Consider the following 26,248-nt stretch of genomic DNA (forward strand, 5'->3'; position numbering starts at 1 on the left):
TCACTCCACCTGTCTGTCGGCCGTATCGCTCGGGCGGGGTGTGCCCGGCTCCGGGGCACACGGGACGTGGTGCGCGGGCAGCCAGCGGGCGAGCGCGCCGACGCAGACACCGAGCCAGCCGGCGGCGAGCAGCCAGCCGCCGACGACATCACTGAACCAGTGCACACCCAGGAAGACCCGGGTCAGCCCGACCCCCGCCGCCCAGCAGGCGACCAGCACGCACAGCGTGGTCCGGCCGCGCGGGGAGCGCAGGCACAGGGCGGCGATCAGCAGCCCGGCCGTCAGTGCGGATGTGGTGGTGTGACCGGAGGGGAACGACCAGCCGGAGGCCTGCGTCTGCCAGTCCTGCCCCGGCGGCCGGGCCCTGCCGACCAGCTCCATCATGCCGAGGCGCACCGCCTGGCCCGCACCGAGGCAGAGCATGCCGAGCGGCACGGCCACCAGCCGCCGGCGCGCGCCGCGGACCGCGATCAGCCCGGCCACGGCCACCATCACGTACGGCACGACGCCCGTGCCCGTGGCGGTCAGCCCGCGGGCCAGCGCCACCGTCACCGGCGTGCGGTGCCCTACGGACCAGGACAGCAGGCCCTGGTCCAGATAGAGCGGGCCGCCCTGGTCGCTCACCAGCACCGCGGCCAGGACCGCGAACGCCATCCAGCCGGCGAGCGCCAGCGTGCCGGCCGGCTCCGTGACCCTGCCGCGGTTCATGACACCAGCAGCGGGCGCAGCCGGGTGTCCGAAAGCCGCTTGGGCAGATCCTCCGGCAGCCGGCCCAGGGCGGTCATCGCGACGTACGCCAGGGCCGCGCCGACCGCCGCCCCCGCGGCGACGTCGTGCGGATAGTGCACTCCGACCCATACCCGGGACGCCCCCATGGCGCCCGCGCACACGGCCGCCACCGTGCCCAGCCGCCGGGAGACGAAGAACAGCGCCACCGCCGCCGCGAAGGCGATCGTGGCGTGATTGCTCGGGAACGACCAGTCCCCGCGCGCCGGGCACGCCTCCAGCGTGCGGAAGGCCAGGCCCCGGCAGGGCCGGTCCTCCCGCACGAGCAGCTTCAGTACGGAGTCCGCGGCGAAGGACGCCACCACGACCAGCGGTACGGCCAGCGCCGTGACGGCCGCCTGCGCCCCCGCCCGGCGGGCCCGCCACCAGCCGACGAGCATGAGCAGCGCGAACACCGCCGTCCCGTACGCCGACCACACCGCCACCAGGCCGTCCAGCCAGGCGGGGGAGTGGCGGGCGAGGTCCACCACGTATCGGTACAGCGGCCCGTCCACCGACGAACCGGAGAGCGCCAGGAACATCAGCGGGCTTCCTTCGCGGCCCGGCGGGAGCGCAGGACCTCGGCGGCAACGGGGATCAGCGAGACGGCCACGATCAGCGCGATCACCGGCAGCAGATACTGGTCGACGTTCGGGATCGAGGAGCCGAGCGCGTATCCGCCGAGGGTGAGACCGAGGCTCCACACGAGCCCGCCCGCCACCTGCCAGAGGGTGAAGGTGCCGGCCGGCACGCCGAGCGCGCCCGCCATCGGGTTCAGCACCGTGCGCACCACCGGCACGAAGCGGGCCAGCACGATCGCCTTCGCGTGGCCGTAGCGCTCCAGCAGTTCCTCGGCGCGCTGGGCGCCCTCGCGCAGCTTCGCCGAGCGGGTGCGGGCGAGCAGCGCGCCGCCCGCCTTGCGGCCGATCAGGAAACCGCACTGCGAGCCGGCCAGCGCCCCGACGGCCGCCGAGACCAGCAGCGGACCGAGGGAGAGGTGCACCGTGCCGGTCGCGGACCCGGTGCACAGCAGGCCCGCCGTGAACAGCAGGGAGTCCCCGGGCAGGAAGAACCCGATCAGCAGGCCCGTCTCCGCGAAGAGCACCACGCCGACGCCGAGCACGCCGAAGGTGGCGAGCAGGGAGTGGGCGTCGAGCACATTGACCGCGAGCTGCGCTGCCAGGTGGGGGGAAGCGGCCATCGCCGTACGCCCTTTCCATCGACTTGCGTCGACTTCCTCGACAAGATCCGACTACACATTTGTAGACGGTCTACCGGACTGTAGACGAACGGAGAGTGGCGATCGTTCCCGGGCTTTGCCTTGTCATTACCGCTTTATGACCAACGGACTACATGGCCGTCGTCATGATGGTCCGCGAAGGTAAGGCATGCCTTCACTAACTAACAGGGAGGGCAGCAGGGCATGTGGGACGACGCGTTTCCGAGTTTCCTGATCGGACTCAGGGAGGGACTCGAAGCCGGACTGATCGTCTCCATTCTGGTCGCCACCCTGGTCAGGGCCGAGGCGCGCTCCCGGCTGCCCCAGGTGTGGACCGGTGTCCTGGCCGCCGTCGCGGTGGCCATGAGCTTCGGCGCGGTGCTCACCTTCACCGCCGCCTCCATGCCGCAGACCGCCCAGGAGGCGTTCGGCGGCATCCTCAGCGTAATCGCCGTCGCCTTCGTCACCGCCATGGTGTTCTGGATGCGCCGCTCGGCGCGCAGCCTCTCCGGCGAGCTGAAGGAGAAGGTGACCGGCGCCCTGGCCATGGGCTCCGGCGTGCTGATCCTCACCTCGTTCCTCGCGGTCGGCCGTGAGGGCCTGGAGACGGCCCTGTTCCTGTGGACCACCGCGCAGGCGGCCGGTGAGTCGGCCGGACCGCTGACGGGCGCCGGTATCGGCCTCGTCCTCGCGGCCGGCCTGTGCTGGGGCCTGTACCGGCGCGTCCTGAAGATCAACCTGACGAAGTTCTTCACCGCCACAGGCGCCGTCCTGATCGTCATCGCGGCCGGCGTCCTCGGCTACGGCCTGCGGGACCTCCAGGAAGGCGGCGTGCTGCCCGGCAAGACCGCTTACGCGGTCGACCTCGCGAGCAGCATCGACGCCGGCTCCTGGTACAGCACCCTGGTCCAGGGCGTCCTCAACCTCACCCCCACCATGACCTGGCTGCAGGTCGTGGCCTACGGCGCCTATCTCGTCGTCGTCATGACCCTGTTCGTGCGCGGCGTACGCGACACGCCCAAGCCGGCGAAGGCGGAGGCGAGCCCCGCGCGGGAGCCGAAGGCCGGCCGGCCCGTGCGGCGCCGCCCGGTCTGGGTGGTGCCGGCCGCCGTGGTCGCCGTACCCGCCGTGATCGCCGGACTCGTCGTCGCCCTCTCCCGGCCCAAGCCGGCCGGCGACCAGACCGTCGCCGTCTCCGACACCGAGTGCGGCAAGGGATTCAGCGCGCCCAAGCCCGGCCGGCAGACCTTCCAGATGAAGAACACCGGCGGCAAGACCTCCGAGGTGTACCTCATCGACCCGTCGACCAGCGCGGTCTACGGCGAGATCGAGGGCCTCGCCCCCGGCACCACCCGCGACCTCGTCGCCACCGTCGCCGGCGGCACCTACGCCTGGCGCTGCGTCCCCACCGGCGGCAAGGCCGTCACCTCCAAGGCGGTCACGGTCAGCGGCGGCGGCGCGGCCAAGCCGGTCGTCCCCGTCTCCGAACAGGACCTCGCCGCCCCCCTGAAGGCGTACAAGGCGTACGTCGGTCAGGGTCTGGCCACCCTGGCCGGCCAGACCAGGACCCTCGCCGACGACATCCACGGCAACCACCTGGACAAGGCCCGCACCGACTGGCTCACCGCCCACCGCACCTACTCCTCGCTCGGCGCCGCCTACGGCACCTTCGAGGACTTCGACCAGAAGATCAACGGCCGGGCCGACGGACTGCCGGACGGCGACCAGGACAAGGACTTCGCCGGCTTCCACCGGATCGAGTACGGCCTGTGGCACGGCCAGTCGGCCAAGGACCTCACCGGCCCCGCCGAGCAGCTCGCCACGGACGTCGCCGGACTGCGGAAGGCCTTCCCCGGCCAGGACTTCGACCCCGGCGACCTGCCGCTGCGCGCGCACGAGATCCTGGAGAACACCCTCCAGTTCGAGCTGACCGGCGACACCGACGAGGGCAGCGGCACCAATCTCGCCACCGCCGACGCCAACCTCGCCGGCACCCGTGAACTGCTCACCGTCCTGAAGCCGCTGCTCACCACCCGCGCGCCCCGGCAGCTCCCGACGGTCGACGCGGACATCGCCCGGGTGCAGAAGCTCCTGGACGCGGCCCACGACGGCGACCACTGGACCCCCGTCGACCGGCTCTCCCCGGCCGGCCGGCAGCAGCTGAACGGCGCCACCGGCCAGCTGCTGGAGGACCTCGCCCCGATCCCGGACCTGCTCGAGATCCGGAAGTCCGCCTGATGACCGCCGCGCACCCGCACTCCGAAGGGAACCCTCCGATGCCGACCGCCGACATGCCGACCTGCCCCGTCGGCCCCGCCCGCCGCTCCTTCGTGCGGACCGCGCTGGGCGCCGGCGCCGCCGGAGCGGTTCTGGCCGGCGGCGGCTTCGCCCTCGGCGAGAGCGGCGGCACCGCCGAGGCGCAGACCTCCGCCGCCGACAGCGGCGCCAAGGTCCCCTTCCACGGCGCCCACCAGGCCGGCATCGTCACGGCGGCACCGGCCGCCGCCACCTTCGTCTCGCTGGACGTCATAGCCGAGGACCGCAAGGGCCTGACCGACCTGCTGAAGACCATCACCGAGCGGGCCCGCTTCCTCACCTCCGGCGGCACCCCCAGCGACCTGGGTGTCGGCGCGCCGCCCTCCGACAGCGGCATCCTCGGCCCCGAGGTCCCCTCGGACGGCCTCACCGTCACCGTCGGTGTCGGCGCCTCCCTCTTCGACGACCGCTTCGGCCTCGCCAAGGCCAGCCCCGCCCGGCTCACCCCGATGCGGACGTTCCCCAACGACAACCTGAACGCGGCCGAGTGCCACGGTGACCTGTCCCTGCAGATCTGCGCCCAGAGCACCGACACCGTCCTGCACGCGCTGCGCGACATCGCCCGGCACACCCGCGGCGCCATGCAGATCAAGTGGCGCATCGACGGCTTCCAGAACGCCCCGCGCCCCACCGGCGCCCAGCGCAACCTCCTCGGCTTCAAGGACGGCATCGCCAACCCGGACGTCACCTCCGCCCGCGAGACGGACAAGCTGATCTGGGTCGGCGACGGCCAGGGCGAGCCGGCCTGGACCGCGGGCGGCAGCTACCAGGTCATCCGGATCATCCGCATGCTCGTCGAGTTCTGGGACCGGGTCTCGCTCACCGAGCAGGAGAAGATGTTCGGCCGCCGCAAGGACACCGGCGCCCCGCTCGACGGCGCCCAGGAGACCGACATCCCCAACTACGCCAAGGACCCGCACGGCACCGCGATCCCGGTGGACGCGCACATCCGGCTCGCCAACCCGCGCACCGCGAAGACCGACAGCTCCCGCATCCTGCGCCGCGGCTTCAACTACGACCGGGGCGTGGACAACGTCGGCAACCTCGACATGGGCCTGGTGTTCTGCTGCTACCAGCAGGACGTCAAGCGCCAGTTCGAGGCCGTGCAGACCCGGCTGATCGACGAGCCGCTGGTCGACTACATCTCGCCCACGGGCGGCGGCTACTTCTTCGCCCTGCCCGGCGTCCGGGACACCAAGGACTGGCTCGGCCGGGGCATGCTCTCCGCCTGACCACTCCCTTCCCCGCCCTCACCCGCGGCAGGTCTTTGCCATGGCTTTTCCTTTTCCATGGGAAAGGCCTGCCGCTGCCTTTACTGCACATCATTCGCAAGTACGGGAGGATGGCACAAGGCTGCGCCGCGCAGCCGTACCCGCACCACCGAAGGAAGACCCTCCCGATGACGGCCGCCCCTGGTCCCGCTCCGTCCCTCCCTGCCCAGGCCGAAGCCAAGCGCTCGGCCTGGCACCGTGTCCGGGCCTCCATGACACGGCAGGAGTGGATCAGGGCCGGCGGCATGGCCGGGTTCGTGCTCGCGCTGCACATCATCGGCTGGGGCACCCTGATCGGCGTCATCGCGCCGCAGCACCTCAGCGTCGGCACCGACTCCTTCGGTATCGGCATCGGCGTGACCGCCTACACCCTCGGCATGCGGCACGCCTTCGACGCCGACCACATCGCGGCCATCGACAACACCACCCGCAAGCTGATGGGCGAGGGGCAGCGCCCGCTGTCCGTCGGCTTCTGGTTCTCCCTCGGTCACTCCAGCATCGTCTTCGGCTTCGTCCTGCTGCTCTCGCTCGGCATGAAGACCCTCGCCGGACCCGTCCGCGACGACCACTCGCACCTCCACGAGGTCACCGGCCTGATCGGTACGACGGTCTCCGGCACGTTCCTCTACCTGATCGCCGGCATCAACCTCGTCATCCTGGCCGGCATCTGGAAGGTCTTCCGGCAGATGCGCTCGGGCCGGTACGACGAGGCCGCGCTGGAGCACCAGCTCAACAACCGCGGCTTCATGAACCGGCTGCTCGGCCAAGTCACCGGCTCGATCAGCAAGCCCTGGCAGATGTACCCGCTCGGTCTGCTCTTCGGCCTCGGCTTCGACACCGTGACCGAGATCGCCCTGCTGGTCCTCGCCGGCTCCGGCGCCGCCTCCGGCCTGCCCTGGTACGCCATCCTGACCCTGCCGGTGCTCTTCGCCGCCGGTATGTCCCTGCTGGACACCATCGACGGCTCCTTCATGAACTTCGCCTATGAGTGGGCGTTCTCCAAGCCGGTCCGCAAGGTCTACTACAACCTCACCATCACCGGCCTGTCCGTGGCTGTCGCCCTCATCATCGGCACCGTGGAACTCCTCGGCCTCCTCGCGGACAAGCTGGACCTCCACGGTGCCTTCTGGGACTGGGTCTCCGGCCTCGACCTCAACACCGTCGGCTTCGTCATCGTCGGCCTGTTCTTCACCACCTGGGCCATCGCCCTGCTGGTGTGGAAGGCGGGCCGCATCGAGGAGAAGTGGACGGCGGGCCTGGCGGAACAGTCAGCGGACTGATCCTTTCTCCCGAGGTCCCGCACCCGTCACCCGGGGACCCGCACCCGGCGACGAACCACACCCTCCCGGCGCTAATCCAGCCGGTCGACCTGACGGAGTCGATTCGTCGCATCCAGCGCCGCGACCTTGTACGACTCCGCCAGCGTCGGATAGTTGAACACCGCGTCGACGAGATAGTCCACCCTCCCGCCGCACCCCATCACCGACTGCCCGATGTGAATCAACTCCGTCGCGCCCGACCCGAAACAGTGCACACCGAGCAACGTGCGGTCCGTCGGAGACACCAGCAGCTTCAGCATGCCGTGCGAGTCCCCGATGATCTGCCCACGGGCCAGCTCCCGGTACCGGGCCACGCCCACCTCGAACGGCACCCGGTCCTCGGTCAGCTGGTCCTCGGTCCGGCCGACGAAGCTGATCTCCGGGATGGTGTAGATCCCGATCGGCTGGAGCTGGTGCATCCGCCCGACGGGCTCCCCGCACGCGTGGTACGCGGCCGCGCGGCCCTGCTCCATGGAGGTCGCGGCGAGTGCGGGGAAGCCGATGACATCACCGACGGCGTAGATGTGCGCCACCTCGGTGCGGTAGTTCTCGTCCACCGCGATCCGGCCGCGCGGGTCCGCCGCCAGCCCGGCCCTGTCCAGGTCGAGTCCGTCGGTGAGGCCCTGCCGGCCCGCCGAGTACATCACCGTGTCCGCGGGGATCTTCTTGCCGCTCTCCAGCACGGTGAGCGTGCCCCGCGGATGGCGTTCGACGGCGGCGACGGTCTCGCCGAACCGGAAGGTGACGGCCAGGTCCCGCAGGTGGTACTTGAGCGACTCCACGATCTCCACGTCGCACAGGTCCAGCATCCCGGGACGCTTCTCCACCACGGTCACCTTGCTGCCCAGCGCGGCGAACATGGAGGCGTACTCCATGCCGATCACACCCGCGCCGACGATCACCATGGACCTGGGCACCCGCTCCACCGAGAGCACATTGTCCGAGTCCATGATCGTCCGCCCGTCGAACTCGACCGAGTCCGGGCGGGCCGGCCGGGTGCCGGTGGCGATGACGATGTGCCCGGCGCTCAGCCGGCGCTCCCGCCCCGAGGCATCGGACAGCGCGACGGTGTGCGGGTCGCTGAAACGGGCCGTGCCGGAGTACACGGTCACCTGGTTGCGGGCGAGCTGGCTGCGCACGACGTCCACCTCGCGGCCGACGACATGCTGGGTGCGCGCGGTCAGATCGGCGACGGTGATGTCGTCCTTCAGCCGGTAGCTCTGCCCGTACAGATCGCGCTGGCTGAGACCGGTCAGATACAGCACCGCTTCGCGCAGGGTCTTGGAGGGAATGGTCCCGGTGTGCAGGGAGACGCCGCCGAGCATGTCGGGGCGGTCGACGACGGCGACCCTGCGGCCGAGCTTGGCCGCGGCGATCGCGGCCTTCTGACCGCCGGGTCCGGAACCTATGACGAGCATGTCGAAGTCGAAGTCGGGCACCCTCGGCAGTCTGTCAGTCCTCCGGTCCGCTCCGGAAGGGATCTCCGCCGTCGAAATCCCCCGCTTGTTTTCTCCCGCCCGTTCCTCTCCTGCTTCCCCGGACCGCCCTACGGCAGCAGCCTCTCGATGGCTGTCGGGCCCTCCTTCTCCATCTTGCGGCGTGCCCAGTCGAGGTTCTTCGGTGTGACGTCCCTGCCCGCCGCCAGCACCAGGTCCTCCGCGGTGATGTCCCGGGAGGGAGCGGAGTGGAGCAGGGCGTCCGGGGTGCAGTGGTCGTCGGCCGACCTGGACTCATCGGGTGTGGTTGTCGACATGATGCCTCCTCCATCGGTCCGGATGACCGCATCCGTGCCGGTGCCGCCGAACGGGGCACCCTCTCACCATTGCCCGCATCGGCGCACCCTGCATCTCCAGGCGCATCATGGAAGGGTCTCGCAGCGCACACCGGGAGGTCGCCGATGGCCGGGACCCTGTTCTCCGCGGATGTCCGCCCCAGCCCTCGCTATCTGCCGATCGCCGAGCACGGGCTCATCGGTGATCTGCGCAGCGTGGCCCTGGTCGGCACGAACGGCACGATCGACTGGTACTGCTGTCCGTCCTTCGACGCTCCCAGCGTCTTCGCGGCCGTCCTCGACGCCGAGCGCGGCGGCAGCTTCGAGCTGGCCGCCGCCGTACCCGCGCGGACCAAACAGTTCTACTTCCCCGACACCAATGTGCTGATCACCCGGTTCTTCACCGAGGACGGGGTGGGCGAGGTGCAGGACTTCATGCCCGTCACCTCGGACGGGGCGGCCGAGACCGGCCGGCACCGGCTGATCCGGCGCGTGGTCTGCGTCCGCGGCACCGTGCCCTTCCGGGTGCTGGTGGCCCCGCGCTTCGACTACGGCGCCGCCCCGCACACCCTGCGCACCGTCGACAGCACCGTCGTGTTCGAGTCCGCCGAGCGGACGCTGGCCCTGACCTCCACGGTGACCCTGGAGTGCGACGCCCGCGACGCGCGCGCCGACTTCAAGCTCGGCGAGGGCGAGACGGCCGTGTTCGCCCTCGACCAGGTCAGCGACGTGGTGGCCCCCCGCTGCTGCCCGCACGCCGAGGCCGAGCACGAGTTCAACGCCACCGTCGCCTACTGGCGGCGCTGGCTGCACCAGTCCCGCTACCGGGGCCGCTGGCGCGAGATGGTGCACCGCTCCGCCCTCACGTTGAAGCTGCTCACCTACGCCCCCACCGGCGCCATCGTCGCCGCCCCCACCACCAGCCTGCCCGAACAGCTCGGCGGCGAGCGCAACTGGGACTACCGGTATGTGTGGGTGCGCGACGCCGCCTTCGCCGTCTACGCGCTGCTGCGGCTCGGCTTCGCCGGCGAGGCAGAGGCGTTCATGCGCTTCCTGACCAGGCATGTCAGCCCCTGCGACAATACCGACGGCACCCCGCCGCTGCAGATCATGTACGGCATCGACGGCCGCACCGAGCTGCCCGAACGCGTCCTGCCGCATCTGGAGGGCCATCTGGGCTCCGCTCCGGTCCGGGTCGGCAACGCCGCCGCCGGCCAGCTCCAGCTGGACATATACGGCGCCCTGATCGACTCGATCTACCTCTACGACAAGTGGGCCCAGCCGATCTCCAGCGGCCAGTGGGACAACGTGTGCCAGCTGGTCGACTGGGTGTGCGTGCACTGGGACCAGCCCGACGAGGGCGTGTGGGAGACCCGCGGCGGCCGCCGGAACTTCACCTACTCACGGCTGATGTGCTGGGTCGCCATCGAGCGGGCCATCCGCCTGGCCAACCGGCGCGGACTCCCCGCCGACCTGCCCCGCTGGCGGCAGGCCCGCGACACCATCTACCGGCGGATCATGGACCTCGGCTGGTCCGAGCGGCGCGGCGCCTTCGTGCAGTACGAGGGCGGCGACGTCCTGGACGCCTCCTTGCTGATGATGCCGCTCGCCAAGTTCGTCGCCCCCACCGACCCCAAGTGGCTGTCCACCCTGGACGCCCTCGCCGAGGACCTGGTCTCCGACTCCCTCGTCTACCGCTATGACCCGCAGGCCAGCCCCGACGGACTCCGCGGCGACGAGGGCACCTTCTCCATCTGCTCCTTCTGGTACGTGGAGGCCCTGGTGCGGGCCGGCCGGCTCGACGAGGCCCGGCTCGCCTTCGAGAAGATGCTCACCTACGCCAACCACCTCGGCCTGTACGCGGAGGAGATCGGCCGCACCGGCGAGCAACAGGGCAACTTCCCGCAGGCGTTCACACATCTCGCCCTGATCAGCGCCGCGTTCAACCTCGACCTCGCCCTCGGCTGACCGGCCCTCGCGCCCAGACGGACCGGGAACGGGGCATGGGCCCAGCGGCCGTGCACAGCTACGGCAGCGGCTGCTCCGCCCAGATGATCTTGCCGTTCGGGGTGTAGCGGGTGCCCCAGCGCTCGGCGAGTTGTGCGACCAGGAACAGGCCACGGCCGCCCTCGTCGGTGCTCGCGGCGTACCGCAGATGCGGCGAGGTCGTGCTGCGGTCGGAGACCTCGCAGATCAGCGTGCGGTCGCGCAGCAGCCGTACGGCGATCGGGCCGCGTCCGTAGCGGATGGCGTTGGTGACCAGCTCGCTCAGGATCAGCTCCGTGCTGAAGACCAGATCCTCAAGGCCCCAGTCGGCGAGCTGCCCGGTCACCGCGGACCGCACCTGCGACACCGCCGCAGGATCGGACGGCACCTGCCACTCGGCGACCCGGTCGGCGCCCAGCACCCGGGTGCGGGCGACGATCAGCGCGACGTCGTCGCTCGGCCGGGCCGGCAGCCGGTCCAGCACCGCCCGGCAGGTGTCCTCCGGCGAGGCACCCGGCGTGCCGCGCAGGGCGTCGCGCAGCAGATCGAGACCCTCGTCGATGTCCCGCTCACGGTCCTCCACCAGCCCGTCGGTGTACAGCACCAGCCTGCTGCCCTCCGGCGGGTCCAGCTCGACCGTCTCGAACGGCAGCCCGCCCAGGCCCAGCGGCGGCCCCGCGGGCACCTCCGGGAACTCCACCCGGCCGTCGGGGTGCACCAGCGCGGGCGGCGGATGGCCGGCCCGGGCCACGGTGCACCGCCCCGAGACCGGGTCGTAGACCGCGTACAGACAGGTCGCGCCGGTGATCGCCGCGGCGCCGTCCGCGGCGGGCTCGTCCTGGTCGATCCGCCCCACCAACTCGTCCAGCAGACCGAGGAGTTCATCCGGCGGCAGATCCAGCGCGGAGAAGTTGTGCACCGCCGTGCGCAGCCGGCCCATGGTGGCCGCCGCGTGCAGCCCGTGCCCCACCACGTCCCCGACCACCAGCGCCACCCGCGCACCGGACAACGGCAGGACGTCGAACCAGTCGCCGCCGACCCCGGACTGTGCCGGCAGATAGCGGTAGGCGATCTCCAGCGCGCCCTGCTCGGGCAGTTTGCGCGGCAGCAGACTGCGCTGCAGCGTCACCGCCAGGCTGTGCTCGCGCGTGTACCGGCGGGCGTTGTCGATGGACACCGCGGCCCGCGCGACCAGCTCCTCGGCGAGGGCCAGCTCCTCGGCGTCGAACGGCTGCGGCTTCTCCGCACGCCAGAAGTTCGCCACCCCCAGCACCAGACTGCCCGCCCGCAGCGGCACCGTGATCAGCGAATGGATGCCGTACGCCAGCACCTGATCGGTGCGCTCCACGTCCTGTGCGCGCCAGCCGGACGCGTCGCGCAGCCGGGGCACCAGCACCGACTGCCCGGTGGTCAGACTGCGCGCCTGTGGCGAGGTCGCCACGAACCGGATCCGCTCGTCCACCGGGTACAGCGGGCAGTCCTTGCGGATGCCGGCGCAGGCGGCACGGCGCAGCGCCGTGCCCGGCTTCGGCTCCTCACCGTTCAGCACCGCGTCGAACAGGTCCACCGTCGCGAAGTCCGCGAACCGGGGCACCGCCAGGGTGGCCAGCTCCCCGGCGGTACGGCTCACATCCAGGCTGGTGCCGATGCCCACCCCGGCGTCGTACAGCATGTTCAGCCGCTCGCGCGCCACCTCCGCACGGCCCAGAAGGGCGCGCAGCTCCGTGGAGTCGCGCAGCGTGGTGACGCTGCCCGCCGGGCCGCCGCGCAGATCGGTGGGCCGCTGGTTGACCGCCAGCAGCCGGTCCTTGACCAGATGCACCTCGTCCGTGGCCACCCGGCCCGAGGCCAGCAGCGCCGCCGTCTCGTCGTCCAGGCCCAGCTCCAGCACGCTGCGCCGCTCGGCGTCCGCGGGCAGGTCCAGCAGCCGGTGCGCCTCGTCGTTGGCGAGCAGCAGCAGGCCGTCGTCGCCGACGATCAGCACTCCCTCCCGGACCGCGTGCAGCACCGCGTCGTGGTGCTCGTACATCCGCGTCATCTCGTACGGCCCGAGACCGTGCGTCTGGCGCAGCAGCCGTCTGCTGACCAGCGCCGTGCCCGCCGTGGCCAGCGCGAGGGCCGCCGCGGCCGCGCCGAGCAGCAGCGGCAGCGTCTGATCGGCGGCGCCGCCCACATGTGCCGTCGTGATCCCGGCCGAGACCAGGCCGACCACCGTGCCCGCGGCGTCCTTCACCGGCACCACGACCTGGACCAGCGGGCCTATCGTGCCGTTGACGTGCTCGGTGACCGTGCCCCCGGCCAGCGCCGGGCCGATCGTGCCGACGAACTTCTTGCCGATCCGGTCCGGCTTGGGGTGCGTGTAGCGGATGCCGTCGGTGTTCATCACGACGACGAAGTCCACCCCGGTCGCCTTGCGGACCGCCTCCGCACGCGGCTGCAGTACGGCGGTGGGGTCCGGGGTGCGCAGCGCGGCGGCCGTGCCGGGCGCGTTCGCGAAGGACTCGGCGACGGCGAGGGAACGGTTCTGTGCCTCCAGATCGCTGTCGCGCCGCACTTGGAGCACCTGGGCCACCACCGCCGACACGACCAGCAGCAGCACGATCACCACTTGGAGGACGAACACCTGACCGGCGACGCTGCGTCCGCTCACCGCCGACCGCAGGGCCGCGGTCCTGCCACTCGTGTGGCCCGAACTCTGCGCTCCCGGGGTCTGCGATGCACGCGTGTCCCCGGACGCACGGGACAGCCGGGTCGCGGGCCGGCCGGGCAGTCGCACCATGTGCCCATGTCTACACTGCCCGGCCCCGTCAGGCGAGACCGTCGCCCGCGGCGGCGTGCGCCGGTCGGAGCGGCGCGATCCGGTCACCGGTGGCGCACGGGCGCGGAACGGCGCGCGGCGAGCAGCAGCGCCACGTCGTCCGGGCGGTCGGCGGCATGCCGGGCAGCGGCCGTCAGCCGGTCGGCGACCCCGGCCAGCGAGCGCCCGCCGCGCCGGCCGGCCGCGGCCCCGGCCCTGGCGAGCGCCAGCCGCAGCGCGGTGATGCCGTCGTCGATGTCCGCGCCCGGCCGCTCCACCAGCCCGTCCGTGTACAGGGCGAGGATCGCGTCCGGTTCCAGCAGCAGCTCGGCCACCGGATACCGGGCCTGCGGATCCACTCCGAGGACGACACCGCCCGGGACGTCCACCAGCCTGGCCTGGCCGTCGGGGGAGAGCAGCAGCGGCGGCAGATGGCCCGCGCGCGCGATCCGGGCCCGGCCCGTCGCGGGGTCCAGCCGCAGATAGCAACAGCTGGCGAACTGACCGGGGTCGAGGCCGATCAGCAGATGGTTGGTGCCGCTCATCACCTCGTCGGGCGGCCGGTCGCCCAGCGCGAACGCCCGCACCGCACTGCGCAACTGCCCCATCGTGGCCGCCGCCTGCACCCCGTGCCCCTGCACATCCCCGATCACCAGGGCGAGCCCGTCACCCGCCTCGACCACGTCGTACCAGTCGCCGCCCACATCCATGCCCTGAGTGCCCGGCAGATACCGGCCCGCGGTCTCCACCTGCGGATGGGCCGACAGCCGGCGGGGCAGCAGCGCCTGCTGCAGTCCGCGCGCGAGCGCCGCCTCGCTGTCGTAGCGCTGCGCCCGCTCCATGGCGTGCGCGATGAGCCCGGCGAGCGCGGTGAGCACCGTACGTTCCTCGGTGCTGAAGCCGCGCGGGCGGTCGAAGCCGAGGATGCACGAACCGACCGGCCGCCCCGAGGCGATCAGCGGCAGAAAGGCCCGGGCGCCTTCGTCGGCGTCCAGCGGGATGCCCGGATAGTCGGCCGGCAGCTGCTGCATCGACTCGAAGAACAGCGGCCGCCCCGTGGTCAGGCACTCCACGCCCGGCAGCCGGGCGTCCAGGCCGACCCCCTCGAACGGCGCGAGGAACCCCTGCGGAAAACCCGTCTCCCAGGCGAGATACAGATGCCGGTCCTGCAGCAGATAGATGGCGAGGCGCCGGCCGCCGAACGCGGGCAGCAGCTCCTGCATGACCACCGCCGACACCTGCCGGGCGGTCACCGCGTCCGTCAGCGCGATCGCCAGGGCGATCGGCCGGTACAGCGGCGCCATCGAGTGGCCGCCGGGCACCGTGTCCTCCGGCACATGCTCCTGCACGACCGGCTCCACCGGGGTGTCCACGCGGCTCGCCGGCATGAGTGTGCAGGTCAGCAGGTCCTCGCCGGGATGCACCGACACCGCGAGCCAGTCGCCCTGGCCGGGTTCGCCGCCGTCGCCGGCCGGCCGGCGCACATGGAAGTGGACCGGATCAGGGGCCAGCAGGGCGCCGCGCAGATGGTCGTCGCAGGGTGCACCGGTCAGCCACGGCATCGCCTCCCACAGCAGCCGCCCGAGCAGCCACTGCCGCTCCCGGCCGGCGAGCCGGGCCGCGGTCCGGTTGACGTACACGATCCGGCCCAGCCGGTCCAGGCAGAACACGCCCTGCGGCAGCAGGTCGGCCGCGCCGTCCGCGCACGCGCCGGGACCGGGGTCGAACACCACCCCGCCGACCCCTTCCGCACCCCCGTCCCCGGCGGTCGGCCACAGGTCCAGCAGCCGTGGCGCGCCGTCCCGCGCCCGCAGGCTCAGCGGCTCGGCCGGCGGCTTTCCGGCGGCGGTGTCGCGCAGCGCGGTCAGGATCCGGTCCGCGTCGTCCGGGGCCAGGGCGTCCGCGAGCGCCGTGTCCGTCCCCGCGAACTCGCCGGGGCACAGCCCGAGGAGGGCGTACAGACGGTCGTCCGGGCGCACCGCGCGGGTCACGGGGTCCCAGCCGAACCGCGCCACCGCCGGCTGCGCGGGCCGGCGCGCGGGCGGCCGGACACACAGCGGCTCGGCGTCCCACACGACCGCGGCCGGGTCCCCGTCGGCGAGCCCCAGCAGCTCGGCACCCAACCCCTCGGCCAGCCGTGCGAGCAGCTCCATGTCCAGCAGCTCGTCCACGGAGTCGGCGACGGCCGGGCGCAGCACCGTGAGCACGCCCAGCGGCTCGTTCCCGCCCGGCACCGGCACATGCACCGACCCGAACGGGAAGGGCAGTCCCGCGGCGAACTGCGGGTACCGGCGCACCGTCTCGGTGGCGTTCGCCAGCACCACCCGTACGCCGAGACGGTAGGCGTCGGCGACGGGGAACGGCCGGCCGACCTGCACCCGCCACCAGGGCCGGAACAGCGGACCGGGCAGCCCGGCGAGCACGGCGAGGCGCAGCAGGCCCGGGGTGCCGGAGCGCAGGTACACGCCCGCCACCCGGCCGCCGGCCGCACCGAGCGCACCGGTCGAGGTGTCCGCCAGCAGCGCGGCGAGCCGGTCCCGCGTACGGACCAGCTGCTCGCCACCGCTCCCAGTCATCGCCCCTACCTCGTCCCATGCGCCTCCGGGTGGATGACACAGCAAGAATGCGCCAGAAGGACGGTGCGACGCACCTGGGAAGGGCACGGAAGCGGGGAAGCCGTGCGGATCGACCGGCGGAGCCGCACCACTCCGTTGGCCTATCCGCTCCCAGGGCCCGCTCCCACGGCCTGTCTCCACGGCCCGTTCCCACGGCCTGGTCGCCGCCCGTCCGGGCGGAGCGGGTCCGTGCCGCCCGGCCGAGGCCGTCACCCGCTGCCCGCGCGTTCACCCGGCCGCCTCACACCGGTGCCCCACCCGAGTGGCGGGGCCACCGACCGGCTTCTAGTAATGGTGCGTAATGCCGCGGCCGAAGGCGGGGCGCGGACGCGGCCGCACCATTCGTCTGGAGGCGAGATGACCACCCGATCTCCCAGCCCCCGTCCCGACGACGCCTGCATATCCTCCGGGTCGGGTCCCACCGGCGTCCCCAGCCTGTACCCCCACCTGCCCATGCGGCCGGCACTGCCCGCGAAGCCGCTCCCGGAGGCGCTCCACGAAGCGCTCCACGAGAGCCCGGCCGAGATGTCCCTGGCTCCTGACGAGGTGCTTCAGGACGAGATGCTTCAGGACGAGGTGCTTCAGGCGGTCGCCGACGGTCTCCCGCACGAGGAGGGTCTCCCGTACGGCGACCCGTTGCCCGGCCTGGTCCAGGCGGCCGTCGCCAACCGCCCGGTCGAAGACGTCGTCCGTCTCATCACGCTGCTGGAGGGTTCCCCCGAGCACGCCCGGACCACGGCCGACGCACTGCGCGCGGTCGGGGTCGACCGGTCCGTGGAGGACCTGGCCCGTCTCGTGACCCTGCTGACCGAGTCGCCCGGGGACACCGCCAGCGCGGACGAGGCGATCCGGGTCGCCGCGGAACGCCGTCCGCTGGACGACGTGAGCCGGCTGATGCAGCTGCTGCACCGGACGTCCATGGGGCCCTACTGCGGGCAGGCCGCGGTGCGGGCCGTGGCCGTCAGCCGACCCGTGGAGGAACTCGCCGAACTGATCGGCCGGCTGACGGCGGACCGCACCGGGCGCGAGAGCCCGCCGTCCGAGCCGACGTCCGCCGTTCTGCCGTCTCTGCCTTCGTCGGTGCCTTCGTCTCTGTCCTCGTCTCTGTCGTCGACGAACCCGCTGAAATCCGACCCGTTGAACGCCGGCCCGCTCAGCGCGGTCTCGGTGAACCCCGAGACCGTGTCCGCGTTCGACGCCTGGGCCGCGGCGGCCGCCGGCCAGAAGACCCCGCCCGTGCGGGAACGCCCCGCGGTGGACGGGCCCGCGCAGGACGGGCCCGCGGCGGATCCTCCCGCGACGCAAGGGCCCGTGAAGGAAGCACCCGCGAAGGAAGGGCCCGGCAAGAGCCGATCCGCGACGGAGCGGCCGGTTACTGAGCGGCAGGCGAAGGGGCGGTCGTCGGTGGAGCGGTCGGCGGTGGAGCGCTCGGTGAAGGAGCGAAGCGCGAAGGACCGCTCCGCGAAAGCGCGGTCCGCGAAGGGCCGTTCCGCGCAGAACCGTTCCGTGAAGGCGCGGCCGACGATGGGCCGGTTCATGCGGGGGCGCGTGACGAAGGCTCGTCCCACCGAGGCCGCGGCGCTCTCGTGGGGTACCCGCGGCACCGCCCTGCTGGTCCTGCTGTGCGGAGTGGCCCACGCCCCGCGCCACTGGACCGGCCCGTCCCACGGCGTCCTCACGGCCACCGTGCTCGCCGCGGGGCTGTGCGGGCTGCTGGCCCTCGCGCTGCCCGCCCGGACGGCATCGGCCCGGCTCGTCGCGGCGACCGCCGCGTCCGGTGTCACGGCGGCGCTCGCCGCCGGGCAGCTGCTCGGCGGGCGGTTCGGGCTGCCGGACGCGCCCCGGCTGTGGGAGGCGACCCTGGCCCCGCCGTGGCTCGCCGTCACGTCGGCCGGGGCGGCCGCGCTCATGGCCCTGGCCGTGCTGCTGGGTGCCCTGTTCGCGGGCGACGCCCGTCGCGAGGGCACCGGCTGACTCGGGCCGCCGGGTGCGTCGGTTCCGCAGGCCGCGGTTCCGCGCCCCCGGCTGCTGCCGGGCACTGCACCGGACGGCCGTCCTCCCGGGCGGCCGCCATGGCGAACGGGAAGGCGTCCGCCTCCCGTCACATCGCCGCAGGACGCGGCGGCCGTTCAGGGATCGACCGGGTCGGGTGGCAGTGGCCGGGCGGCGCGCAGGCTGCGCAGGGCGAGCAGCAGGACGCCGATGTCGTCCAGGTAGATCGGATCGGGCAGCAGGTCGGTGGGGAGCAGTAGGTAGGCGACCGCGCCCCAGAACACCCAGCGCGGGCCCGTCGGCAGCCCGGCCCGCAGCAGCGTGCGCCGGGCCCGGACCAGCCGGACCAGCAGCACGAGGGCGACGGCGAGCAGCGCCGCCGCGACGACGATGGCGATCACCAGCAGGGCCGTGGTGGTGTCCATGCCGCTACGACGACCGGGTCGTGCCGTCGGTCGCCTCGGCGCCGCCGTTCTCCGCGGCGGGCCCGGCCGACGCCGGCGCCTCCGGCGCGCCGTTCGCCGAGGCCCCGGCAAGGTCCGGCGTCTGCGGTGCCGGCTGCCGCCGGCCCTTGAACGTGAGCCGCTCGAACGTCCGCGTCAGCTGCCGCAGCGCGCCCGGTGTCCCGGACTCGGGCCGCTGGTTCGGCAGCGCCGGCGCGGGGGCCGGGACGTCGCGGTAGGCGGCGAGGGCCGCCAGCGCCTGTTCGGCCGCGTCCTTGTAGAGATCACGGGACGTGGTCATGGCCTCCAGCGCCTCGGCGTACATGGCGACCCGCTGCCGTTCGCGCTCCAGCTCCTCCTGGAGCGTCATCAGGGTCCAGTCGTCGCGCAGCTCGGTCAGCGCCTCCTCGGTCGCCTGCGGCAGCGGCCGGGGCAGTGCGACGAAGTGACGCAGGGCCGAAAGGAGGGCGGCCGGCTCGGAACCGTCCAGGAAGACGCTACGCACGCTGTGCTCCCGGCTGTCGTAGCCCTCCGGAGCCGGGTCCGGAGGCAGCAGCACCGCGCCGCCGCGCGGCACCTCGCAACCGAGGTCCTTCAGCGCCCAGTTGACGGCACGGAACTGGTGCGGCGCGGCCCGGTGCTCCACCACGCGGTGCCGCAGCCCCGGCGGCAGCAGCCGGGTCAGCGGCAGTCGGCCCTGCTCGTCCGGGGTCATCGCCTCGTGCACGACGACATTCACGCACCATGCCTCGCGCGCCGCGTCCCGCAGCAGGCGCCGCATCTCCTTGTCGTCCGCGGGCAGCGCGTTGACCTGCCGGAAGCGCAGCCCGGCGACCGTGGCGTGGTGGTCCCAGGAGCCGTCGTCACCGGTGGCGCCGTCGGGCCAGAACAGTGTCGCGGGCGAGGGCCAGGCCTCGTCCCAGGGGCGCTCCGCGTCGGCGACGAGCCGCCATTCGTGCCCCTGCAACCGGCCCTCGCACGGTACGAGGGTGAGCCGGGCCCGCACGGTGACGGTGCCGCCGGCCCGCCAGCGCGCCTCGAAGACCCGCCGGACCGCGTCCTCGGGCACGTCGGGCTCGGTGAAGTCGTCGATGTCCCCGCTCTCCTGGTGCCGGCGCAGGGTGCGGCGGACGAGGTCCTCGGGATCGGGACCCGTGTGACGGCCGCGGGCCGCCCAGAGGGTCTGCGGGATGGTGGCGCGGTCGGTGGCGGAGTTCGACATGGGCCAATCAACTGAACTGACGGGGGCGAGTGCGCCTTCCAGTATCACCGCTCGGCGGGGCGGAACCCAGTCAGGGGCCGGTGGGCGGCGCGCGGCGACGGCCGTGCGCTCCAGCGCACGGGACGCGCGCCGTGCACCCGGGGCGCGCGCGATACGCGTCGGGTGGCTGTCGTTCACTCGTGGCCGGGGCCTCGTACGGCGCCCACAATGGTCCGTCGAACGGGGTCCGCCCGACCATCCGCAGCGGGGCGGATCCCGTTCACCGGACCGGCGCGCATCAGCACGTAAGACCAGCGCGCGTCAGCACGTATGCGCGTATCACCGCACGCGCGCGTGGCGGCGCCCAGCCCCCGTCGTCTTCAGCTGCGTCTCGATATATATCGGCTCTCGATATATCCTGGCCGCATGACAGCGAAGAGCATGACCCGGGCGGCGTTCTTCGTCCTCACCGCGCTCGCCGACCAGCCACGGCACGGATACGGCATCCTGCGCGAGGTGGACGACCTGTCCGACGGCGAGGTGCAGCTGCGGGTCGGCACGCTCTACGGAGTGCTGGACCGGCTCACCGCGGACGGCCTGATCGTGCTGGACCGGGAAGAGATCCAGCAGGGCAGGCTGCGGCGCTACTACCGGCTCACGGACGACGGCGTGGCGGCCCTGGACACGGAGGCCGAGCGCATGGCCGCCGGCGCCGGGGCCGCCAGGCGGCGGATCGCCGAGGGTCGCCGCGCCGCCACCCGCCCCGCCCCGCAGGGCCCGGCCGGACTCGAACCCTCTTCCGCACCCGGACTCGCGGGAGGCTACGCATGACCACGCTGCTGGAGGCCCGCTACCGCACCGTCCTGCGCCTGCTTCCCGCCTACTACCGGCGCGAACGGGAGGAGGAGATGGTCGAGACGTATCTGGGGGACCTCGACCGCGACACCCTGGACCAGAGCAGGCCCACGCTCGGCGAGATGGCGAGCGTCACCGCCCTCGCGGTGCGCAGCCGCCTGGGCGCCGCCGGGGCACCCCGTCCCTACGTCGTCCTCGGTTCGGCCGCCCGGCTCTTCGCGCTGGCCGCGGTCCTGCTCCTGGCGGCCGACGCGGTCGTCGAGCCGGTGCTGCAGCTGACCTGGACGTTCACCCGGGGCGGTGCGGAACGGCGGATGTTCCTCTCGGGGTTCACCGGTCGTGGCCCGCTCGCCGGGACGATCGCCGTCGCCCAGTGGTTCCTGCCGCTCGGCTGGACGGTCGCCTACTTCGCCCTCCTGCGCGGCCGTCGCCGCCTCGCCCGGATCGCCGTCCTGGTGGCCGCGCTGCCCAGCCTGTGGCCGCTGCTGCGCGCGGTGACGGACCCGGTGCCCCTGCCGGAGCCGGCGTTCGTCACGACGCTGGCGCTGCTCGCCTGGCTGCCGGCCCTCATGCTGTGCGCCGCCCACCATCGCGACGCACCCCCGGCCCGGCTGCCCGCCGGCACTCCCGGCCTCGTCTTCCTGGCGACGTGCGTGGTGACGGGCGCGTCCGTGGTGCTGCTGCCCGGCGTCGCCGACCTGGCGTGGGGGCCCGCGAGCTGCTTCGTCGTCGGCGCCCTCGGCCGGCTGCTGTGGAGCGTCCGGCGCCCGGACCGGGCCGCGCCCGGCGGCGCCCTCGCCCTCGCCGCGCTCGGCCTGCTCCTGCTGACCGTGCGCGTCGCCGCCGTCTACCCGTGGCTCGGGCTCCCCGGGGCCGGCGCGTACACCGGTCGGGCCCTCGCCCAGGCAGCGGCGCTCGCCCTGCTGACCGTGCTCCTGACGGTGGCCGGCCGCCGCGAGCTGGCCACAGGCTGAGCCGCTTTCCACAGCCGAGGACCGAACGGGGCGAGGGGCCGGTGCACCGGCACCGGCCCCTCGCCCGACCGTCTGAGTCCCACGGCATCTGCTACGGCGTCTCCTACGGCATCTGCTACGGCATCCGGGGACTCATGCCCCGCTCTCCCGCAGCATGTCCTCCCGCTCGACGATCTTCACGCGCTCACGGTCCTGCGGCTCGCCCAGCGCCCGCTCGGCGGCGTCCAGCTTGTACCAGCCCTCCCAGGTGGTGAAGCGGACCCCACGCTCGGCGAAGAAGGCGTCGACGGCCTCCGGGGCGGGCGAGGACGGGGTGTGCAGCCGGCCGTTCGCGTGGTCGTCCAGCAGGTTGGCGACGGTCTCGTTGGCATCGCCCTTGGTGTGGCCGATCAGACCGACGGGGCCGCGCCGGATCCAGCCGGTGACGTAGGCCGACTGCAGCGGGGTGCCGCTCTCCTCGATGACCCGGCCGCCCTCGTCCGGGATCGTGCCCGAGTCGATGTCCCAGGGCAGCTTGGGCAGCTTCTCGGAGAGGTAGCCGACGGCGCGGTAGACCGCGGTGAGGTCCCAGTCCTTGAACTCCCCGGTGCCCTTGACATTGCCGGTGCCGTCGAGGGCGGTGCGCTCGGTGCGCAGGCCGACGACGGCGCCGTCCTCGCCGAGGATCTCCGTGGGCGACTCGAAGAAGTGCAGGAACAGCTTGTGCGGCCGGTCGCCGGCGTCGCGGATCGCCCAGTTCTCCAGCGTCTTGGCGACCATGTCGGCCTGCTTGTTGCCGCGCCGGGTCTCGATCGAGCCCTCGTCGTAGTCGATGTCCTCGGGGTCGACGATGACCTCGATGTTCGGCGAGTGGTCCAGCTCGCGCAGCTCCATCGGACTGAACTTCGCCTGCGCGGGGCCACGGCGGCCGAAGACGTGGATCTCCACGGCCTTGTTGGCCTTCAGGCCGTCGTAGACGTTCGGCGGTATCTCGGTCGGCAGCAGCTCGTCCGCGGTCTTGGCGAGGATGCGGGCCACGTCGAGGGCGACATTGCCGACGCCGAGCACGGCGACCTTCTCGGCCTGAAGGGGCCAGGTGCGCGGCACGTCCGGGTGGCCGTCGTACCAGGAGACGAAGTCGGCGGCGCCGTAGGAGCCGTCCAGCTCGACACCGGGGATCGACAGCTCGCGGTCGGCCGTCGCGCCGGTGGAGAAGATCACCGCGTCGTAGAAGGCGCGCAGGTCGTCCAGGCTGATGTCGGTCGGGTAGTCGACGTTTCCGAAGAGACGGATCTGCGGCTTGTCGAGCACCTGGTGCAGGGCGGTGATGATGCCCTTGATGCGCGGGTGGTCGGGCGCGACGCCGTAACGGATCAGGCCGAACGGGGCGGGCATCCGCTCGAAGAGGTCGATGGACACACCGGGGTCGGCGGCCACCTCGGACTTGAGCAGGGCGTCGGCGGCGTAGATCCCGGCAGGACCGGCTCCGACGATGGCTACCCGCAGGGGGCGCGGCATGATCAGGTTCCCTTCGCGAGTGAATGGTCGACTCGATCGGGAAGCCTAAACTAAGGCAGACCTAAGTTGGTACGCGGGTCCGGTCTATGACCTCATAAGGCGATCTTATGACATGCCCAGCGATCTCTTATGGCCGTGGCGGTGACCGGCGGCAGCGGCTTCGTCGGCAGCCATCTCGTACGGCGCCTGCTCGCGCGGGGCCGCAAGGTCCACGCCACTGTACGGAACCGGGCCGACGCGCCGAAGACGCGGCCGCTGTGGGAGCTGCAGGAAGCGTTCCCCGGCCGGCTGGAGCTGTTCGAGGCCGATCTGCCGGCGCACGGCTCCTTCGGCGCGGCGTTCCGTGGCTGCGCGGTCGTCTTCCATGTGGCCTCGCCGTTCCTGATGCCCGAGCGGATCCGTGACGGCCGGCGGGACGTCGTGGACCCGGCGCTGCTGGGCACCCGTCATGTGCTGGCGGCCATCGGGCGCACCCCGGACGTCCGCACCCTGGTCTTCACCTCGACCGTGGGCGCGATCTTCGGAGACTACGCCGACGTGCTCGCGATGGACGGTCAGGTGCTCTCCGAGCGCTACGTCAACACCACCAGCACGGTCGAGAACAACCCCTACCACTACGCCAAGACCCTGGCGGAACGCGCCGCCTGGGACGCCGAGGCGGCGCAGGACCGCTGGCGCATGGTGTCGGTCAACCCGGGGCTGATCCTCGGGCCCTCCTTCACGCCCGCGTCCGACTCCGGCAGCCTCTTCCTGCTCGACGAGCTGTTCAAGGGCTGCTTCTGGTACGGCGCCCCGGACTTCAGCTTCACCACGGACGTGCGCGACGTGGCCGACGCGCACATCGCCGCCGCCGAGAACCCGGCGGCGCGCGGGCGGTACATCGTGGCCGCCGAGACCATGACCTCGTTCCACGAGATGTCCCGGATCGTCCTCGCCCGCCACCCCCGCGACCTCCGGCTGCCGCGCACCAGGCTCCCGCATTGGCCGGTGCGCGTCCTGGGCCCCTCTTTCGGTCTCACCCAGGACTACATCCGAGGGCACCTGGGCATCCGCTTCCGGGTCGACAACAGCCGCGGTGTCCGCGAACTCGGCCTCACCTACCGGCCGTTGGAGGAGACCCTGCTGGACCACTACGAGAGCCGGCGCGCGCACCGGCACCGTGGCTGACCTCGGCTCCGGTGCGCGGGCCGGTCAGGCGGGCCGTACGATCCGGTGGATCGCGGACTCCCCGGCGCCGTAGATCGACTCCTCGCGGATCGACGACCCCGGGCCCGGGGCGTGCACCATCATGCCGCCGCCGACATGGAGGCCCACGTGCCGGTCGTCGTCGAAGAAGAGGACGAGATCGCCGGCCTCGATCCCGGCGAGGGTGACCGGGGCGCCGGCCAGTGCCTGCTGATGCGCCGCCCGCGGCAGCGTGACCCCGGCGGCCCGCCAGGCGGCCTGGGTCAGGCTGGAACAGTCGTAGGAGTCCGGCCCCGTCGCACCCCAGACACACGGCTTCCCGATCTGCGCCCGCGCGAACGCGACGGCCTTGCCGACCCGGACCGCCTCCGGCGCCCCGACGCTCGGAGGGAGCACGCCGGTGTCGGGGGAGGAGGGCAGGTCGGGGGAGGAGGGATCGGGGGCGGGGGCGGGGACCGTGGTGACGAGGGCTATGGGGTCGTAAGGCATCGCGGTGGAGGCTGTGGTGACGGGGGCCTCGGGGAGGGAGGGCATCGGGGTCGGGGCCGTGGTGTCGGAGGGTGTCGGGGCGAGGGCTGCGGGGGCGTACGCCTCGGGAACGGAGGCCGTCGGGGCGGGGGCTGCGGGGGCGTACGCCTCGGGAACGGAGTTCGGTGGGGCGGAGGTTGTGGGGGCGGAAGCTGCCGGGGCGGAGTTCGTGGGTGCGTAGGGCGCGGGGACGGGGGCCGCCGGGGCGTAGGGCGTGAGGACGGGGGCCGTCTGGGTGGAGGGCGTGGCGGTGTAGGACGTCGGGATGGCGGACAAGGGGGTGGAGGTCGCCTGGGGTGGCCAGGTGTCCGTGGTGGGTGGTGGGGTCGCCGGGTCGGTGGGTGTCGTCCACTGCGGTTGCTGCCACTCACCGGTTGTGAACCCGGGGTCGGTCTGTGCGGGCGGGGGCGGTTCGGCCGTGATGAGCGCGGCGGGGAGGGGAGTGACGGGCGCGGACTGAACGGCCGCGGCGGACGACAGCAGTTGGGCGGCGTACCGGGAGATCACGTCGCTCGCGGCGGCCAGCTTGCGCTGGTTGTTCGCCTTGGACGTACCGGGGGAGGGGCGGGCCGGCGTCGTGGCGCCGGGGAGCGTCCTCGGTTCCGGGGCCGGGGCGCCCTCGGGGGTGGGCCGCGCCGGTACCGGGAGGGCCGCCGTCGTGTCGGGCAGCGTCAGGTCCGGTGTGCCCGGGTCGTCGGCTGCGGTCAACTCCTGGTTCCCGATGGGCAGTTCGAGGCGAGTTCGGCCTGGCAGGGCCGCGCGTCCGGGCTGGCGCGCGGCCAGGGCCAGACTCTCCGGGTCCGTCGCCCGGCCGGCCGCCAGCTCGGCCACCACCCGGTCCACGGCCCGCTCCAGTGCCGGGGGCCGGCGAGCGGACGGGCCGGACCCCAGGGCGCCGCGAACGCCGTCCGGCAGGCCGTCACCCCTGCCTTGACCGGAACGCCCCGGAGCCGACGGGCGGTCGGGGAGCCGGTCGGCGGGCAGGACGGCCGGGACGGTCGGGCCGAGCTTGGCCCGTGCCCCGTCGAACCACGGCCGGGCGACCTCGTCCAGCACGGGATCCGCCCGTCGGCCCGACCGCTTGGCCGACGGCACGCCGCGTGTGCGCGTCGCCGAGGCCATGGCCCGGGTCGCGTTGTAGTTCCCGGTCGCGGTCTCGGCCTGGTCGTAGAGGGACTCGATCCGCTGTCGTACCTCGTCCCGCGAGGCCACCTCGTCGCGGCTCTCCGGCGCCATGGAAGACACGCTCCTTCCTTGCCCCGAGGGGCAGTTGGGCCGATGCGTCCGGACTCCTTCGAGCGCCGGGCGGCCTCGCGTCAACCTAGCCAAGGTGTGTACCTCGTGTGAAGGTCGAGGTGCGGAATGTCCGATACGTAATTGTGATGTTCGCGGTGGTGTTCGACAGGGAAGGGGCGCCGCTCACGTTTTCCTGTGAGTTCCGGGTGAATTCGCGATCCTGTTGAACGCACCGGCACCGCCTTCCGTATGGGGCCGGGGTGCTCCATGTCCGACCG

The 26,248-nt window shown here is 72.8% G+C and carries 19 protein-coding genes; 8 read left to right on the forward strand and 11 right to left on the reverse strand.

Annotated features, from left to right (window positions below):
* From IE277_RS22310 to IE277_RS22320, 3 genes are read right to left on the reverse strand one after another with little or no spacing between them, the layout of a single operon-like run.
* Positions 1-708 (reverse strand): phosphatase PAP2 family protein, encoded by a 708-nt coding sequence (locus IE277_RS22310; protein WP_189955108.1) that lies wholly within the window; start codon positions 706-708, stop codon positions 1-3.
* Entirely contained in the window at positions 705-1,307 is a 603-nt protein-coding gene (locus tag IE277_RS22315) for a phosphatase PAP2 family protein (RefSeq protein WP_189955109.1), read from the reverse strand. The genes IE277_RS22310 and IE277_RS22315 overlap by 4 nt, the downstream gene beginning before the upstream one ends.
* Complete coding sequence (locus IE277_RS22320; protein WP_189955111.1) at positions 1,307-1,966, reverse strand: DedA family protein; 660 nt, start codon at positions 1,964-1,966, stop codon at positions 1,307-1,309. Before IE277_RS22320 ends, IE277_RS22315 begins: the two co-directional genes overlap by 1 nt.
* A 222-nt stretch (positions 1,967-2,188) precedes the next feature.
* Between IE277_RS22320 and efeU the strand changes: the two genes are divergently transcribed.
* From efeU to nicT, 3 genes are all read left to right on the forward strand, one after another.
* Entirely contained in the window at positions 2,189-4,222 is a 2,034-nt protein-coding gene (efeU, locus tag IE277_RS22325; protein ID WP_189955113.1) for an iron uptake transporter permease EfeU, read from the forward strand.
* A gap of 38 nt (positions 4,223-4,260) precedes the next feature.
* Positions 4,261-5,532 carry an iron uptake transporter deferrochelatase/peroxidase subunit gene (gene efeB / locus IE277_RS22330; RefSeq protein WP_189955114.1) on the forward strand — a complete coding sequence of 424 codons (1,272 nt, stop codon included), beginning with the start codon at positions 4,261-4,263 and terminating at the stop codon, positions 5,530-5,532.
* A 167-nt stretch (positions 5,533-5,699) separates the two neighbouring features.
* Entirely contained in the window at positions 5,700-6,851 is a 1,152-nt protein-coding gene (nicT, locus tag IE277_RS22335; RefSeq protein WP_189955116.1) for a Nickel transporter NicT, read from the forward strand.
* Between the two features lie 71 nt (positions 6,852-6,922).
* Here the strand turns inward: nicT and sthA are convergent, their stop codons facing one another.
* Positions 6,923-8,308 (reverse strand): Si-specific NAD(P)(+) transhydrogenase, encoded by a 1,386-nt coding sequence (gene sthA, locus IE277_RS22340; RefSeq protein WP_373310853.1) that lies wholly within the window; start codon positions 8,306-8,308, stop codon positions 6,923-6,925.
* A 128-nt stretch (positions 8,309-8,436) separates the two neighbouring features.
* Positions 8,437-8,643, reverse strand: a complete 207-nt coding sequence (locus tag IE277_RS22345) for a hypothetical protein (RefSeq protein ID WP_189955120.1) — start codon at positions 8,641-8,643, stop codon at positions 8,437-8,439.
* A 144-nt stretch (positions 8,644-8,787) separates the two neighbouring features.
* Here IE277_RS22345 and IE277_RS22350 point away from each other — a divergent pair, with 144 nt between their 5' ends.
* Positions 8,788-10,629: a glycoside hydrolase family 15 protein gene (locus tag IE277_RS22350; protein WP_189955123.1), complete on the forward strand. Its 1,842-nt coding sequence runs from the start codon at positions 8,788-8,790 to the stop codon at positions 10,627-10,629.
* Positions 10,630-10,687: 58 nt separating this feature from the next.
* On the opposite strand, the gene IE277_RS22355 is transcribed toward IE277_RS22350, so the two are convergent.
* Together IE277_RS22355 and IE277_RS22360 are read right to left on the reverse strand one after the other, a co-directional pair.
* Positions 10,688-13,426: a SpoIIE family protein phosphatase gene (locus tag IE277_RS22355; protein WP_189955124.1), complete on the reverse strand. Its 2,739-nt coding sequence runs from the start codon at positions 13,424-13,426 to the stop codon at positions 10,688-10,690.
* Between the two features lie 83 nt (positions 13,427-13,509).
* A complete protein-coding gene (locus tag IE277_RS22360) occupies positions 13,510-16,020 on the reverse strand; it encodes a SpoIIE family protein phosphatase (RefSeq protein WP_189955126.1) in 2,511 nt (836 codons plus the stop codon).
* A 396-nt stretch (positions 16,021-16,416) separates the two neighbouring features.
* Between IE277_RS22360 and IE277_RS22365 the strand changes: the two genes are divergently transcribed.
* A complete protein-coding gene (locus IE277_RS22365; protein WP_189955128.1) occupies positions 16,417-18,033 on the forward strand; it encodes a hypothetical protein in 1,617 nt (538 codons plus the stop codon).
* Between the two features lie 155 nt (positions 18,034-18,188).
* On the opposite strand, the gene IE277_RS22370 is transcribed toward IE277_RS22365, so the two are convergent.
* Entirely contained in the window at positions 18,189-18,476 is a 288-nt protein-coding gene (locus IE277_RS22370; RefSeq protein WP_189955130.1) for a DUF1232 domain-containing protein, read from the reverse strand.
* A 4-nt stretch (positions 18,477-18,480) separates the two neighbouring features.
* Entirely contained in the window at positions 18,481-19,716 is a 1,236-nt protein-coding gene (locus tag IE277_RS22375; protein ID WP_189955132.1) for a hypothetical protein, read from the reverse strand.
* A 420-nt stretch (positions 19,717-20,136) separates the two neighbouring features.
* Here IE277_RS22375 and IE277_RS22380 point away from each other — a divergent pair, with 420 nt between their 5' ends.
* On the forward strand, positions 20,137-20,526 hold the full coding sequence (locus IE277_RS22380; protein WP_189955285.1) for a PadR family transcriptional regulator: 390 nt from the start codon (positions 20,137-20,139) through the stop codon (positions 20,524-20,526).
* Positions 20,523-21,524 carry a hypothetical protein gene (locus IE277_RS22385; protein ID WP_189955134.1) on the forward strand — a complete coding sequence of 334 codons (1,002 nt, stop codon included), beginning with the start codon at positions 20,523-20,525 and terminating at the stop codon, positions 21,522-21,524. The genes IE277_RS22380 and IE277_RS22385 overlap by 4 nt, the downstream gene beginning before the upstream one ends.
* A gap of 132 nt (positions 21,525-21,656) precedes the next feature.
* Here the strand turns inward: IE277_RS22385 and IE277_RS22390 are convergent, their stop codons facing one another.
* Positions 21,657-23,021, reverse strand: coding sequence for an FAD-dependent oxidoreductase (locus IE277_RS22390; protein WP_189955136.1), 1,365 nt, complete (start codon positions 23,019-23,021; stop codon positions 21,657-21,659).
* Positions 23,022-23,150: 129 nt separating this feature from the next.
* On the opposite strand from IE277_RS22390, the gene IE277_RS22395 reads away from it, so the two are divergent.
* The gene (locus IE277_RS22395; RefSeq protein WP_189955138.1) at positions 23,151-24,188 is read left to right on the forward strand and encodes an NAD-dependent epimerase/dehydratase family protein; all 1,038 of its coding nucleotides are present in this window, start codon (positions 23,151-23,153) and stop codon (positions 24,186-24,188) included.
* Between the two features lie 24 nt (positions 24,189-24,212).
* Here IE277_RS22395 and IE277_RS49590 read toward each other — a convergent pair whose 3' ends face one another.
* Complete coding sequence (locus IE277_RS49590) at positions 24,213-25,970, reverse strand: C40 family peptidase (RefSeq protein ID WP_373310848.1); 1,758 nt, start codon at positions 25,968-25,970, stop codon at positions 24,213-24,215.
* Between the last annotated feature and the right edge of the window lie 278 nt (positions 25,971-26,248).

This window comes from Streptomyces alanosinicus (assembly GCF_014650595.1).
GTDB lineage: Bacteria > Actinomycetota > Actinomycetes > Streptomycetales > Streptomycetaceae > Streptomyces > Streptomyces alanosinicus.

Excerpts from the sequence above, each read along its gene's own strand:
- IE277_RS22310 (WP_189955108.1), bottom strand. The coding sequence starts at position 708 with ATGAACCGCGGCAGGGTCACGGAGCCGGCCGGCACGCTGGCGCTCGCC.
- IE277_RS22315 (WP_189955109.1), bottom strand. The coding sequence starts at position 1,307 with ATGTTCCTGGCGCTCTCCGGTTCGTCGGTGGACGGGCCGCTGTACCGA.
- IE277_RS22320 (WP_189955111.1), bottom strand. The coding sequence starts at position 1,966 with ATGGCCGCTTCCCCCCACCTGGCAGCGCAGCTCGCGGTCAATGTGCTC.
- efeU (WP_189955113.1), top strand. The coding sequence starts at position 2,189 with ATGTGGGACGACGCGTTTCCGAGTTTCCTGATCGGACTCAGGGAGGGA.
- efeB (WP_189955114.1), top strand. The coding sequence starts at position 4,261 with ATGCCGACCGCCGACATGCCGACCTGCCCCGTCGGCCCCGCCCGCCGC.
- nicT (WP_189955116.1), top strand. The coding sequence starts at position 5,700 with ATGACGGCCGCCCCTGGTCCCGCTCCGTCCCTCCCTGCCCAGGCCGAA.
- sthA (WP_373310853.1), bottom strand. The coding sequence starts at position 8,308 with ATGCTCGTCATAGGTTCCGGACCCGGCGGTCAGAAGGCCGCGATCGCC.
- IE277_RS22345 (WP_189955120.1), bottom strand. The coding sequence starts at position 8,643 with ATGTCGACAACCACACCCGATGAGTCCAGGTCGGCCGACGACCACTGC.
- IE277_RS22350 (WP_189955123.1), top strand. The coding sequence starts at position 8,788 with ATGGCCGGGACCCTGTTCTCCGCGGATGTCCGCCCCAGCCCTCGCTAT.
- IE277_RS22355 (WP_189955124.1), bottom strand. The coding sequence starts at position 13,426 with ATGGTGCGACTGCCCGGCCGGCCCGCGACCCGGCTGTCCCGTGCGTCC.
- IE277_RS22360 (WP_189955126.1), bottom strand. The coding sequence starts at position 16,020 with ATGACTGGGAGCGGTGGCGAGCAGCTGGTCCGTACGCGGGACCGGCTC.
- IE277_RS22365 (WP_189955128.1), top strand. The coding sequence starts at position 16,417 with ATGACCACCCGATCTCCCAGCCCCCGTCCCGACGACGCCTGCATATCC.
- IE277_RS22370 (WP_189955130.1), bottom strand. The coding sequence starts at position 18,476 with ATGGACACCACCACGGCCCTGCTGGTGATCGCCATCGTCGTCGCGGCG.
- IE277_RS22375 (WP_189955132.1), bottom strand. The coding sequence starts at position 19,716 with ATGTCGAACTCCGCCACCGACCGCGCCACCATCCCGCAGACCCTCTGG.
- IE277_RS22380 (WP_189955285.1), top strand. The coding sequence starts at position 20,137 with ATGACCCGGGCGGCGTTCTTCGTCCTCACCGCGCTCGCCGACCAGCCA.
- IE277_RS22385 (WP_189955134.1), top strand. The coding sequence starts at position 20,523 with ATGACCACGCTGCTGGAGGCCCGCTACCGCACCGTCCTGCGCCTGCTT.
- IE277_RS22390 (WP_189955136.1), bottom strand. The coding sequence starts at position 23,021 with ATGCCGCGCCCCCTGCGGGTAGCCATCGTCGGAGCCGGTCCTGCCGGG.
- IE277_RS22395 (WP_189955138.1), top strand. The coding sequence starts at position 23,151 with ATGGCCGTGGCGGTGACCGGCGGCAGCGGCTTCGTCGGCAGCCATCTC.
- IE277_RS49590 (WP_373310848.1), bottom strand. The coding sequence starts at position 25,970 with ATGGCGCCGGAGAGCCGCGACGAGGTGGCCTCGCGGGACGAGGTACGA.